Consider the following 13,524-nt stretch of genomic DNA (forward strand, 5'->3'; position numbering starts at 1 on the left):
AAGTTTATGCTGGCACTATTTTTTTTGAAGCAAGCACTTTTTTTAGTTTTTCCACCTCCATTGCTGAATTTTTTTGAATGCTTTCCAATTGGGATTAAGCTGTGAACCACTAATAGCAATTAAGTGTGCTATTAGTGAAAGATTTAGGGCCTTGCAACTGAGCCTACATTTATTTATAATTTAGAAATATCACGTTCCGCGAATTTGCTTTGAAGATTGATTGCGCTTATTTTTGAGTTAATAGCAAGCGTATCACAACATACCATGAACAATGAACAAACAAATTTTAACCCATTATATAGAAGAATATAAACTTAATTTCGACAGAGTAAATCAAGAAGAAATTTACAAATGGAAAGCTGTAAAATGTTACCAAGATAATTGGGATATTGAAGCTGATAATTTCTATGAAATGTTGTTGGCTTCTTTAAGTAAAACTAAGAATTTATTGAACAGCGGACAATATTTTCCTTTAAGAATGTTACTTCAGTATGCTGAACAAAGACCAACTGTACTTCGACAACTTTTTAAAGATTTATATAACGAAGAGGAAGATTTGTTTGAGCGAATACAAAATTTCCAAACTGGCATCAACTTAATAAATATCGAGCTATTTGAAAACAAAAAATCATATCAAGACCAAAGAGCTATAATCGTTTATTTAGTTCTACGGTTTCCTGAAAGATACTTTTTTTATAAGTTTGATATGTTCAAAAAATTTTCAGATAAATTATCATTAATTTACAAACCAGTTAAGGGTCATCTTGAAAATATAGGACATTTTAATAGCCAATGTGAACTTATCAGATTTGAACTTTCGCTTGACCAAGAAATTTTAAAACTTCATAAAAACAGGATTACTGCCGACTGTTATTATGACGAAAGTCTAAATATTCTAACACAAGATTTTATCTATGCAGTTGCAAGACATTTAGACCGAGTAGTTTTAGTCGAAAAACCAACTCCAATCGAAACTACTGAAACGAATATTTTATCAACAGATTTGACAAATTCTGGTGACCAAATAAGTTTTCGTGGAAAAACTGTGAACTTTATTCAAAACGAAATTGAAAATAAACGTTTAGGAGATATCGGAGAATTGTGGGTGATGAGATACGAAATTGAAAAACTGAAAAACGCAAATAAACACAATTTGATAAAACAAATAAAACACACTTCAAAAGACGAAGGCGATGGAACGGGCTTTGATATTCAATCATTCGATATTAATGGGAATAGAATTTTTATAGAGGTTAAAACAACTAAAGGCAGACAAAATTCAACTTTTTTTATAACAAGAAATGAACTCGAACGAAGTAAAATCGAGAAAGACAATTATTATCTTTATCGTTTATACAATTATAACGAACAAAAAGGAACGGCTGATTTACTAATAATTCAAGGCGAACTGACAAATATTTGTAATTTTCCGACTATATATAAAATCAACTTAAAAAATAACTAACGAAAGCATAAGCTGCTAATAAGGGTTTCGCAACTGTGGAGTGGGCAAAGTTAAATGACAGTTCTTCGATTATATGTTTGTACGAAGTTGAAATTTTGCGCTTCCATTTGCCTTGCAAAAAACCAAGACAATATGCGTAGCTTGAAGAAACGATTTTTTATTAAATGGCAACAAACATCACTAAAAAACAGCACTATGTATGGAGGAATTATTTAAGAGCCTGGGCCAAGGACGAGCAAATAACCACATACCTTAAAAATCAACAAAAAATAATTTTAACCGATTTGATGAATGTGGCACAGCAACGATATTTTAATAAATTCAACAAGTTAACTGAAATTGACAAGAAGTTTTTAAATCATATGGTTTCAGAAGTAAAGGGACCAATTAAGTCTATGCTTGACGACTTGCTTTATGATATTAATCTGTTTAATGACCTTAAAGAGATTCAGGAGCAGATAACAGACGCTACTCCTGAACCTTTAGAAGAATTAGAAAAAAATGGCTTCGAATTACTTCACACTATCATTGAAGAACATGGACAAAAAATAATTCAATGTAGAAGTTATAGTGATCTACTTTTTCTGGAAGATCCAATGTCAAAATTTGAGACTTTGATGTTTATATGCTTTCAATATTTTAGAACGAAAAAACAGAGAGATATTCAAATTGAAAATTTTAAGGATACGTCGCTAAATATTAAGAATATAAATAGTATACTGTCTGTTATTTCAGCTGCAAGAGTTGCACAAAATATTTCATTTGATCCCAAAATAAGATTCTGTTTACTTGAGATACTAAATGATGAGATTACTTTCATAACAAGTGACCAGCCGGTAATAAATTTACATGGTAACGAAAAAGATAATGATGGATATACTCAAGACCTTTCTTTTTATTATCCAATTTCACCTAAACACGCACTCATAATAGATTTCTCTGACTCTGGAGATCGATATCAATATAAATGTATCAATCAATATGAAGCGGTTGCTCTAAATGGTAAAATTGCTTCAGAATACCATGAATTTTTATTCGCCGATTCGGAAACAGAATTAATGAATGCAAATAGTTAACGATAAAGTTTGTTCAAAAATTACTTTTACGACTGTAGCAGTAGATACGTTTTGTTTTTAACATGATGGGAAGCTCTACTATGATCGTAGGCTTCCTTTCAACTCCCTGATCTCCCGAATAACCATGCCCAAATCCGTTACAGCTTCCGGTATCTCCCTGCTGGTAAAGCTGTGAAACTTCCATATCTCCAGTACCTCGCCCAATGGCAATGTGTAGGGATGAAATTCCGGGTTCAAAGATGTCAACAATACCTGACCATCAGCCTGCAACGTCACCATTTTGAACACAAAATCCTGGTTACCCTTAAGGATCACAATGCAGGGTGTTCCTGCCTTGATCCCCAACCAGTCCTCGACATATTGTCCTGTTATATCACTGCCGTCCGGTATAGGTAGCATGGAGTCCCCTGTGATAGGGAAGATGCGGTAAGTACCTTGTTTGGGTAGGTTGGGCAGGTGGTACTTGGGCAGAGTAGCAATATATTCGGGATCACCGTAGCCACCAGAGGAATATCCGGCCTTGGCCTTGATGGGCACATACTCCACATGTTCTGTGTTCCGCTTGTCTACCGTAATGGCCAGGACACGAAGATTTCCGCCCTTTATATAAATATCGTTGCCGGATTCCAGCTCGCGCAGTTTGAGTTCTCCAAGTTTCGAAAGGTCCACCTTCAATAAACTGTCCACACTCACCTTGAAGAAATCTGAAAAGTTGATATAATCCTCCGGCTGGGGAGCTCTGGTGTTACCCGCTTCTAAGGAAGCCAGCTTGGCCCTCGTGATCTGCAGCTTTTCGGCAACCGTTTCCTGGCTTAGTTTTTTACGTTCGCGCAGGTATTTAACGTTCGTTGCAAAAAATATTTTTGGATGTTTATTTTCCATTCGCTATTATTGATAACAGTTGTTTGTTATTATTAATAACAAAAGTAGTAAATAATTTTGATAATTGATGGAAAGAAGTATTGTTCATTGTGACCTGGATTCATTCTTTGTATCGGTGGAGAGGTTGCTCAACAGCGACCTCAAGGGCAAACCTGTATTGATAGGTGGCAGTTCAGACCGGGGTGTCGTAGCATCGTGCAGCTACGAGGCCAGAAAGTTCGGGATACATTCGGCCATGCCGATGCGGATGGCAAGGCAGCTATGCCCTGAAGCTGTACTGGTGCGGGGTGACCATGACCTGTACAGTAAATATTCAGGGATGGTCACCGGAATTATCGAGGAACAGGCGCCGATGGTGGAGAAGGCCAGTATAGACGAGCACTATCTGGACATTACCGGTATGGACAAGTTTTTTGGTTGTTGGAAGTGGACACAGGAACTGAGGCAGCGCATTATAAAAGAAACAGGCCTGCCCATTTCTTTTGGTCTGTCCGTCAACAAGACGGTCAGCAAGATTGCAACAGGACAGGCAAAACCCAGTGGTGAACTCAAAGTGGACGACGGTACCGAGAGAGGTTTTTTGGCACCATTGTCAATCCGTAAAATACCTATGGTAGGTGAAAAATCTTACACCCTGCTCCGCAATATGGGTATCAGTAGGATCCACACCTTACAAGAAATGGAAGTGTTTACCATGCGACGTGTACTGGGAGAAAACGGTGTCTCCATCTGGAACAAGGCCAATGGTATAGACACCGCTCCTGTAGTTCCTTTTAGCGAACAGAAAAGCATGTCGAAAGAAACGACCTACCAACAGGATACGATCGATATGGCCTTGCTTAAAAAGACGCTGTACAGTATGGTGGATACCCTGGCCTTTGATTTACGCAACGAAAAGAAACTGACAGGATGTATCACTTTAAAAATCCGCTATTCCAATTTTGATACCCATACGCAACAGATAAAGGTCGCCTACACCAATTCCGATAAGATTATAATCGAAAAGGTACTGGGGCTTTTTAAAAAACTGTACAGCCGCAGGATGCTGATCCGTCTGATCGGTATCAAATTCAGCAACCTTATACATGGCAGCTACCAGGTCGATCTGTTCAATGATACGTTGGAGGACATGAACCTGATGGAAGCATTGGACAGGATACGTAACCGTTATGGTGCGCAATATATAATGAAAGGGATTTGTCTCCCTGAAAAAGAGGAAGGAGGTGGCCATGCTGCTCAACGTGCATAGCTATTACAGCCTCCGGTATGGTACACTTTCATTGGAGGAACTCATTTCAGGTATGCAGGACAACGGTTACGATACCGCAGTGCTGACCGATATCAACAACAGTACGGGTTCGCTCGACCTGTTGAAGAGGGGCAGCAAGGCTGGGCTGAATATCCTTGCAGGTATGGAATTCCGTAATGGGGACCAGCTTTTGTACATCGGCATTGCCCGCAACAATGCAGGTTTCAGGGCACTAAATGAACTGATGACGAAAGCCAATAAGGAACATAGGCCCTTGCCTGAAGATGCGCCATCTTTGGAAGATGTTTACATCGTCTATCCCTATGGTGCCAAAGAGCCATCGCAATTGAAGGACAATGAATACATCGGCATAAGACCATCGGAAATAAACTTTATCCGCTTGGATCGGCATGCCAATATGGAACGCTATGTAATAATGGCCACTGTTTCTTTTAAGAAAGAAGATTTTAAGTTCCATTGCCAGCTCCGAGCCATCGACCATAACATCCTGATCTCTCAACTGACAAAGGATATGGCCGGTACAAGGGAGGAGGTCTTTATACCACGTGTGCAGCTGATGGAACTGTATAAGGATGTGCCACAATTGATACGCAACACCAACAGTTTGCTGGCAAAGTGCTCCTTCGATTTTGACTTTAAAAAAATGAAGAACAAGGCTACTTTTACGGGCAACAGGTACAATGACAAACAGCTCCTGCTCAAGTATACCAACGATGGTATGGGCAGGCGTTATGCACGCACCGATACCGCCGCCATACAGCGGGTGCAACGGGAACTGGAGGTGATTGAAAAGCTGAACTTCTCCAGTTATTTTTTGATCACGGACGATATTTGCCGCTATGCACGTAGCCGGGATTTTCATTATATGGGCAGGGGAAGTGGTGCCAACAGCGCCGTGGCCTATTGTTTGGGTATAACGGATGTGGACCCTATTGAATTGAAATTACCTTTTGAACGCTTCCTGAATCCTAAGCGTCAAAGCCCGCCCGACTTTGACATTGATTTCAGTTGGAACGAGCGGGACGAGGTTTACGACTATATTTTCAACCGGTACCAAAGTGGTCATACCGCCATGATGGGCGCCATGAGCACTTTCCGCTCACGGAGCATACTCCGGGAGCTGGGTAAGGTGTATGGTCTGCCCAAAGGGGAGATAGACCGACTGGTCACGGAACCGGAAAATATGCTCAACAAGAATGAGGTCACCAACATGATCCTTGGCGTGTACAACCGTATGGAGGATTTTCCGAACCAGCGGACTATGCATGCCTGTGGTGTACTGATATCCGAACAGCCGCTGACCTGTTACTCGGCTCTGGACTATCCGCCGAAAGGCCTGCCCACCATGCAGTTCGACATGTACGTAGCGGAAGATATAGGCTTTGAAAAGTTTGATATCCTTTCCCAGAGGGGCATAGGCCATATCAAGGACTGCAGGCAGATCGTGGAGCAGAATAGGGGCGTTACCATAAGCACGGAAAACCCGAAACGTTTTTTTAAGAATCCTCAAATTGCGGCACAATTAAAATCTGCCAATACCATTGGTTGTTTCTATATCGAGAGTCCTGCCATGCGCCAGCTGATCACCAAACTGCGCTGCGACGACTACCTGACCTTGGTGGCCGCTTCTTCAATCATAAGGCCCGGCGTCTCCAGCAGTGGTATGATGTCGGAATTTATAAAACGCCATCATGACCCATCAAAGGTCGTCTATCCGCATCCTGTGTTCAAGGAGCAGCTGGAAGAGACCTATGGCGTTATGGTCTATCAGGAGGATGTGATGAAAATTGCCAATGCCTACGGCGGGCTGGATATGGGGGATGCAGATGTGCTGCGCAGGATGATGAGCGGTAAGTACAGGAGCAAGGACCACCTGATAGAGATAGAGGACAAATATTTTGCGAACTGCAAGGCCAAGGGCTATCCCGAAAGTGCGAGTAGGGAAATTTGGAGACAGATGGAATCGTTTGCAGGCTACAGTTTCAACAAGGCACACAGTGCGAGTTTTGCTGTGGAGAGCTATCAGAGCCTGTTTCTGAAAACATACTATCCAAAGGAATTCATGGTAGCTGTGTTGAACAATTATGGTGGATTTTATAATCGCAAAGTTTATGTAAACGAGGCTATGGTGGCTGGTGCAAATATCAACCTGCCCTGCGTGAACAAAAGTGTGTTCAACACCTGTATATATGGGGACGACATTTATCTCGGTTTTGATAGCTTGCTGAATATGGAAGAAAAGCTGGGTTACAGAATACCTGAAGAGCGCAGGATCAATGGTGAGTATAAAAGCCTGGAACAATTTGTGATGCGCACTGGTACCGGTCTGGAGCAACTGGTTGTACTCATTAGGGTAGGGGCTTTACGTTTTACAGGCATGGGTAAAAAGGAACTGCTCTGGGAAGCACACCTGCTTCTGTCGGGCGTTAAGAAGCAGAACAACGAAGGTCAGTTATTTGAAAGTGGGACACGCAAACCGGTACTGCCCAAACTGGAGACATCGGTACTGGAAGACCTGTACGACGAAATAGAACTGATCGGTTTTCCTGTTACAAAGAACCTGTTTGAATTGGCCAGAAGTCCATACCGTGGGGACATTGCGGCAAAGGACCTCTTGCAGTATGTCGGGCGTACGGTAAGGATGGTAGGTGATTTTGTTGCGGATAAAACTGTTAGAACAAAGCATGGTGACTATATGAAGTTCGGTACCTTTCTGGACGAACATGGCGTATTCTTTGATACGGTGCACTTCCCACCATCGCTAAAACAATATCCTTTACGAGGTGCTGGTCTCTATCTGCTGGAAGGTGTCGTCAACAATGAATTTGGATGCCCTTCGATTACGATATCCAAGTGCGGGAAGATGCCATTGAAGCAGGACCCGAGAAGTGAGTGATGCTGATAGTTTATTAGCGACCAGGATCTAATAATATAATATTGATTGCAAATTACATTTAATCACTGTTCATTAATTGTAAAAGATTTACTTAATTTAGCAATCATTCAATTTCTATAGCCTGACACAGGTTGTCAGAGCTTTTATGAAATTGTAAAGTAAAATTATGGAGATAAAGATTAACGCAAATAAATTTTTGTATTATAAAAATGCTTCTTTCGAAAATTTAGAAGTTGAATTAAAGGGTGACCTTAATTATAATTCAAATGACAATATTCAGATATCAATCGATAGGCAAAATTATCTTTTATTGCCAGATATTGGGTCATTGAACGATTTTAGTGAAAGAATTCGAGGGGCATCGAAGGATTCGTTTATAAATGCATTAAATAAAGAAAATATTAAAGTATCCGCAGGTTTTTACGAGTGCATTCGGGATTTAAACGAATTTTCATTTAACTCTGTAAAATCTCTTTTTTTACTTTTTAATTGGCTTCATATTCCTTTATTGAATCAAGAATTTGATGAAATAGATATAAATAAGACATTTTATGATGATTTTGTTGTTGATTGGACGAATCGGCCAGAATCACAAAAAGACATTTATTTAATAAAGCAGGATCACATTGTTGCTAGTAATGATGACCTCTTGCAACATTTAATAAAGATTAATTTATTATGTAAAATTTCCATTTTCCCGTATCGGGATAACGAAATTATTTCCTATTTTACCCCGTTAAGTCAGCCTGGTATTTCAAAGGAATTATTTGAATTTGAGGATAATAATCTCAATAAAAAAAGTTCTTATTATTTATGGAGGAAAATAATACAAGAGAGAGATATTAGAATCAGAAATTGGTCAATAAATAGATTTTAAAATATGATTTGGTACCATCAGGAAACTCTGTATCTATTTATCGGAGGATTATTCTCTATAATCTTGCCGGTGATTATAATTTTCGGAAAACAAGGTTACAAGAGAAATGAAAAGCGGGCTGAATTAGAAAAACAGGCTGCAGCAGGAAATGACACAATAGGCGATATTGACATTTGGTTAGATACGTCTTATGAACATAAGATGCCCAAGTTCTTGCAGTTATTAACAGAATGGAGTCTTCAACCTCTTTTGATTATTTTCATAACGACATTATTTACAAGCACAGGACCATTGATTGCGTTTTTTACCTTTATAGTAGTTAGCTTGGTAATATTGCATGAGTTGTGGTTAGGTAAGGAACATTCAGCAAAGGCTTGGTACCAAATATTAATGTTAGCATTATGGATAGTAGCATATCTGGTGATAAGCAACAAAGTGATTAACTAGATTTTGTAAAACAAATAATAGGCGCACAATTTAAATGCAAATTATCAATGTTGACGTTGGTTTAAATCTTGCATTTACTATCTCCACTAAAGTAAAATAAACATGTACTCGCTAGTCAATTGTCAATCTTGAACAATTGAAGAAAGTAGCTATAAGAAATTATGTCTGCTGCAAATAGCTATGGTAATTTACATTGTGAATGTTTGGGGAGATAATCGCTATAACTCCCCAAACATTTTTAAATATCAAAAGAAGTTTCTAACTCTTCTTTTATAGGGAAAGCAATATTGTTTATGGGTTTTGATGAATGAATTTCAATTAAACCAATTGGGGCAGCAAGATAATTAGCTAATGCATTCTTCAGGGCAGGTTCTCCATAGCCTATTATATGGTATCTCTGTAGCGGCTCAAGAAGTTCATGTGACATAGCGTTAATAGAATTTATAATGTCGAATTGTAAGGGCCTCCCAAGAAAGTCTGTACTGCTATGTTGAGTGACATTAACATTTACATCAATTGGTCCTGCTTCTCGCTCTGGGATCCAGAACGGGCGTATTTCCATATAATTCTTTAATAATTGCTTAATGAATTCAAATGATTTATCATATTTTGGATTATTTCGAAGCGTAATTATTTTCTCAAAATTATGCATTTTGAAATTTTCTTTACGGAATTCGCCATGGTTATTAAAGTAGATTTCAAATAGAATACCATTTAAAACATGATTTTCTCCATTTGCATCATTATAACGGGAGAGATTATCATTAATATTCTCGAAAAATCCCACCGCTTCATAAGCCGCATCTCCAGCCTGTAACAAATTGCGTCCAAGAATAAATTGCTGATTTTTATCAAGGCTAATTGGATTCATGGTCAACAAACAGTTGAATGCAGGATTTTGTCTGTTCCAATCAATTATGCGTACTTCGCGAATCCATTGGCTGATTTCATCTTGCTTACCTTGGAAATTCGCATCTTTCACTACTTCTTCGTTATAAGGAATAGAAATAGAATGGACCAACTGACCATCGTTAAAATAGAAGTCATCAATAAGTGAAGTATGTTCCCAAGGGGTTTGCCTTCCATTAGATAAGTAATGCACAGTTTTGCGAACTTTCTTAAATAGCTCTTCAACTGAAAGCATTTCTCTGCCGATGTACTTCAATAAGGTACCGGTGTAAATACTATTTTCGGGATAATGCCCTGTGTCAAATGCACCATCTTCGGGCGATGTCGAAAAAGCTATGAGCGTTCCTTTAGGCGCTTTCACTGGTGCAAATGTATTAACGCCACCTCTTCCAAATGATTTGCGGCAAGCATCTACTATTAGGATATTAATCTTATTGGGATGATTCTTGTATAATTTGAGTAGTTCGGACATGCCTATGCTATTCATTCTGGCATAATAAGGATTGGATGGTGGAATTTGACACTCAACATTTGTTAGGTAGTTTTCACCATCTAACTCGAATCCATGGCCAGCAAAGAAAAAAATAGTGGCATCGTACTGAGAAATTTTTTCGCTGAATTCATTCAAAAGATTCCCTGATCCTTCATTATTTAGATCTGTCCTTTCAATTACGTCGTAATTAAGTCGCTTAAAGACTGTTGCAAGAGATTGCGCATCATTAATTGCATTTGTAAGCTTATCATTTGCCTGATAATTATTATTGCCAATTACAATTGCTAGTGTTTTCATGGATTATAATTTATTGTGTACCACAAAATTACAAAATATTGCCACATCCTCCTAAAGTAGGACCGAGCTGTTCGCTATATCTTTTCCGAAAAGGAAAAGGATGCCGCTGCCATCTCTTGTGGAATTGTTTTGGCTATTTTCATTAACTTATTATTTTCTTAAGCCAGTTATTGAATTGTTAAGCAGGCTTATTCTGGATTAATACTTAATACGTTTAGATACATTTATGCTTTCATGATGATAGGGTTTCTATAGTCGGTCTGTATTCAGGCCGGCTATTTCTTTTTTATCCCTATTCCTAATGCTCCGAGGATTCGACAAATCAGATGTGTTGATAATAGACATGTTGTTCCCATCCAAAGTGATCTTTAGGACCTTCTATAAAGCTTGCCATACTGCAGGCTTTTTTTTTTGCTCTGCCGTTTTTTTCAAGCCCTTCTTATATACCTAAGCTTCTTTAAAATCTTGAGCTTTTTGTTAGCTCATTTTCCGGGAAGAACAACGGACTAAAAAGGCAGCTAATGTAGTGTGGCGGCCACCGCACATGGCCAGCCAAAAGACTACGGCATAAACACAATGCCCATTTATTTTTTTATTTTCTTTTCAGCGGAATGGGCATTTTCTCCCACCGCACATGGCCTTCCTTTATTCCGTTTCCTTTTGGCTCTTCGCTATCGCCCCACTATTTCATTGCTTTCTTTTTTGCCGTTTTTTCTTTTGGAAAATAGTTTTTGGCAGGGAAGGGAAACGAAACAGATTATGCACAATTTAAAAATTCAAGCTATGCAAATCATCGGCAGAATTACAGCGGACGCAAAGGTCCACACACTTGGTAACGACAGGAAGGTTGTCAATTTCACGGTAGCGGAAAACCACGACTACAAGAACAGACAGACGGGCGAATGGGTCAAGCGGGCAACATTCTACCGCTGTGCCTATTGGATTACCGACAAGATTGCCAAAGCCTTGACCAAGGGGCGTTTGGTAGAATTGACGGGCAGGGTAGATGCAAGGGCATGGACGGGCAATGACGGTGAAACACGCACCAACTTGGAACTCCGTACCGAAAAAATCAAGTTCCACGACAGCGGAAAAAAGTCCTTCACAGAAGAGCCATCAAAGAGCAACACGCAAAACAGTTCAAGCAAAACCAGCGACAGCAGGGAAGAAGACGATTTACCTTTTTAAGTTTTAAGGGAATCACTGCACGGGCAATTTTCAATCACACAATTCTTTAATCAAAAACACAAATATCATGGGACACAATCTAAATTTCAACGAGAGGACAGGAAAGTATTCTTTCTTTAGCGTGCAGGAAAAGGCATGGCACGGCTTGGGACAAATCGTAACGGACTACCCGACAAGTAAAGAAGCCATCATCCACGCAGGATTGGATTATGAGGTCATTAAAACTCCACTATTTACAAGGGCGCAGGGCATGGGCATAGCAGAGGACGGTACGGTCATGGACGGTTCAGAAATAGAAGTACCTAACAATTTTGCAAACATCCGTAGCGATAACAATACAGTATTGGGTGTGGTGGGCAAGGACTACCAAATCGTACAGAACAACGAGGCGTTCTCATTTTTCGATGCCATAGTCGGTAACGCTGACGGCATTCTTTACGAAACGGCAGGGGCATTGGGACAGGGCGAACGCATCTTCATTACTGCCAAGCTACCGGGTTATATACGTGTGGGTAATGGCGAGGACGTAACAGAGAAGTATATCTTCCTCACCACATCGCACGATGGTAGCGGAAGCATCACGGCGGCATTTACACCCATCCGTATCGTGTGCCAAAATACGCTCAACGCATCCTTGAGGAGCATGAGCAATGTGGTACGCATCAAACATACCACAGGTGCTAAACAACGTTTGGCAGATGCCCATAAAGTGATGGGCATTGCCAATACCCTCAGCATGGAACTAGAAGGGATATTCAACCGATGGGCTAAGGTGGACATTACGGACAAGGATGTTAAAAAGCTAATCCAATTGGCACTTTGCCCCAACAAGGAAACGTATGAGCTATTGCGCAAAGGTGAGACAGACCAATTGTCGAGCGTGTTTACCAATACGGTAGAGGATGCATTTGCCTATGCAATGACAAGTGATACACAGCAAATGGACACCACCAAGGGCAAGTTGTTCGGCGCATACAATGCGGTGACGGGCTTTTACCAAAATGTGCGGAAGTTCAGGGACGATGAAGCCAAACTTCAGTCCATCGTCATGGGCGGAACGGCGCAGGGCAGGGCGCAGAAAGCCTTTGACCTATGCACCGACTTTGCAAAAGAAGGTACAGCCATTTTCCCATTTAACTAATGACAACTAGGCAACCACCTTAGGGTGGTTGCCTACAAAAAACAACGGATATGAAATCACTTAACAATGCCTCAAAGAAAATCTTTTTTAAACTGATTGATATCATGTATGGTTCGGACTGTTTGGAAATCGAGAATAAGCCTTTTCTAAACCTTGTTCTCGAAAGGATTGGCAGGGACATAAAAACGCCACATGGTACTGCTGAAGTGTACAGCCTAAGACACGGTTACGAACAGGATGAAGACCTGATGATACTACTTGAAATGTTTTTTATAATAGTCGATAACCGCAAAGGTGATGCTATGGCTTGGGCTTTGGTCAGGATTTTTCCCTATAAGTTCCATAAAACAGTTTCGAAAATCATGCAGGTGGGCATACCTATAGAAAACGGTTGGCTCTGCGAATATGACAAGGGCTTGCAAGAAGGACAGCTAAGGGCTGCTGACAAATGGCTAAAGGATATTGAACGGCAGGGATATTTAGATGAAGTTCCATTCTGATAGATAGGGTATATGACAACTCAAGAAATTGAACTGTAAGGCTTCAAGGAAAATCAACAGTTCCATTAGAATTGAAACAATTT

Annotated in this window: 11 protein-coding genes; 9 read left to right on the forward strand and 2 right to left on the reverse strand. The window is 39.9% G+C overall.

What is annotated here, in order from left to right; all coding sequences use genetic code 11:
- The first annotated feature begins 271 nt into the window (after window positions 1-271).
- Window positions 272-1,465, forward strand: coding sequence for a DUF3883 domain-containing protein (locus WH188_RS04970; RefSeq protein ID WP_339423403.1), 1,194 nt, complete (start codon window positions 272-274; stop codon window positions 1,463-1,465).
- 164 nt (window positions 1,466-1,629) lie between these two features.
- Entirely contained in the window at window positions 1,630-2,541 is a 912-nt protein-coding gene (locus WH188_RS04975; RefSeq protein ID WP_339423404.1) for a DUF4238 domain-containing protein, read from the forward strand.
- A 78-nt stretch (window positions 2,542-2,619) separates the two neighbouring features.
- Here WH188_RS04975 and WH188_RS04980 read toward each other — a convergent pair whose 3' ends face one another.
- The gene (locus WH188_RS04980) at window positions 2,620-3,423 is read right to left on the reverse strand and encodes an XRE family transcriptional regulator (protein WP_339423405.1); all 804 of its coding nucleotides are present in this window, start codon (window positions 3,421-3,423) and stop codon (window positions 2,620-2,622) included.
- Window positions 3,424-3,490: 67 nt separating this feature from the next.
- Between WH188_RS04980 and dinB the strand changes: the two genes are divergently transcribed.
- The 4 genes from dinB (at window position 3,491) to WH188_RS05000 (ending at window position 8,913) form a co-directional block, all read left to right on the forward strand.
- Window positions 3,491-4,672, forward strand: a complete 1,182-nt coding sequence (gene dinB / locus WH188_RS04985; protein WP_339423406.1) for a DNA polymerase IV — start codon at window positions 3,491-3,493, stop codon at window positions 4,670-4,672.
- A 31-nt stretch (window positions 4,673-4,703) separates the two neighbouring features.
- Window positions 4,704-7,589, forward strand: a complete 2,886-nt coding sequence (locus WH188_RS04990; protein ID WP_339423407.1) for a DNA polymerase III subunit alpha — start codon at window positions 4,704-4,706, stop codon at window positions 7,587-7,589.
- Between the two features lie 166 nt (window positions 7,590-7,755).
- The gene (locus WH188_RS04995; RefSeq protein ID WP_339423408.1) at window positions 7,756-8,466 is read left to right on the forward strand and encodes a hypothetical protein; all 711 of its coding nucleotides are present in this window, start codon (window positions 7,756-7,758) and stop codon (window positions 8,464-8,466) included.
- A gap of 3 nt (window positions 8,467-8,469) precedes the next feature.
- Window positions 8,470-8,913 (forward strand): hypothetical protein, encoded by a 444-nt coding sequence (locus WH188_RS05000; protein WP_339423409.1) that lies wholly within the window; start codon window positions 8,470-8,472, stop codon window positions 8,911-8,913.
- Window positions 8,914-9,151: 238 nt separating this feature from the next.
- Here the strand turns inward: WH188_RS05000 and WH188_RS05005 are convergent, their stop codons facing one another.
- Window positions 9,152-10,612 carry a caspase family protein gene (locus tag WH188_RS05005; protein ID WP_339423410.1) on the reverse strand — a complete coding sequence of 487 codons (1,461 nt, stop codon included), beginning with the start codon at window positions 10,610-10,612 and terminating at the stop codon, window positions 9,152-9,154.
- Between the two features lie 528 nt (window positions 10,613-11,140).
- Here WH188_RS05005 and WH188_RS05010 point away from each other — a divergent pair.
- The 3 genes from WH188_RS05010 to WH188_RS05020 all read left to right on the forward strand — a co-directional run bounded on the left by WH188_RS05010 (window position 11,141) and on the right by WH188_RS05020 (window position 13,441).
- Window positions 11,141-11,800 carry a single-stranded DNA-binding protein gene (locus WH188_RS05010; protein ID WP_339423411.1) on the forward strand — a complete coding sequence of 220 codons (660 nt, stop codon included), beginning with the start codon at window positions 11,141-11,143 and terminating at the stop codon, window positions 11,798-11,800.
- A 67-nt stretch (window positions 11,801-11,867) separates the two neighbouring features.
- Window positions 11,868-12,941, forward strand: coding sequence for a DUF932 domain-containing protein (locus WH188_RS05015; protein ID WP_339423412.1), 1,074 nt, complete (start codon window positions 11,868-11,870; stop codon window positions 12,939-12,941).
- Window positions 12,942-12,991: 50 nt separating this feature from the next.
- Window positions 12,992-13,441, forward strand: coding sequence for a DUF6908 domain-containing protein (locus WH188_RS05020; RefSeq protein ID WP_339423413.1), 450 nt, complete (start codon window positions 12,992-12,994; stop codon window positions 13,439-13,441).
- The last annotated feature ends 83 nt before the right edge of the window (window positions 13,442-13,524 follow it).

The organism is Sphingobacterium sp. MYb388 (assembly GCF_037479535.1).
GTDB lineage: Bacteria > Bacteroidota > Bacteroidia > Sphingobacteriales > Sphingobacteriaceae > Sphingobacterium > Sphingobacterium anhuiense.

Excerpts from the sequence above, each read along its gene's own strand:
- WH188_RS04970 (WP_339423403.1), top strand. The coding sequence starts at position 272 with ATGAACAAACAAATTTTAACCCATTATATAGAAGAATATAAACTTAAT.
- WH188_RS04975 (WP_339423404.1), top strand. The coding sequence starts at position 1,630 with ATGGCAACAAACATCACTAAAAAACAGCACTATGTATGGAGGAATTAT.
- WH188_RS04980 (WP_339423405.1), bottom strand. The coding sequence starts at position 3,423 with ATGGAAAATAAACATCCAAAAATATTTTTTGCAACGAACGTTAAATAC.
- dinB (WP_339423406.1), top strand. The coding sequence starts at position 3,491 with ATGGAAAGAAGTATTGTTCATTGTGACCTGGATTCATTCTTTGTATCG.
- WH188_RS04995 (WP_339423408.1), top strand. The coding sequence starts at position 7,756 with ATGGAGATAAAGATTAACGCAAATAAATTTTTGTATTATAAAAATGCT.
- WH188_RS05000 (WP_339423409.1), top strand. The coding sequence starts at position 8,470 with ATGATTTGGTACCATCAGGAAACTCTGTATCTATTTATCGGAGGATTA.
- WH188_RS05005 (WP_339423410.1), bottom strand. The coding sequence starts at position 10,612 with ATGAAAACACTAGCAATTGTAATTGGCAATAATAATTATCAGGCAAAT.
- WH188_RS05015 (WP_339423412.1), top strand. The coding sequence starts at position 11,868 with ATGGGACACAATCTAAATTTCAACGAGAGGACAGGAAAGTATTCTTTC.
- WH188_RS05020 (WP_339423413.1), top strand. The coding sequence starts at position 12,992 with ATGAAATCACTTAACAATGCCTCAAAGAAAATCTTTTTTAAACTGATT.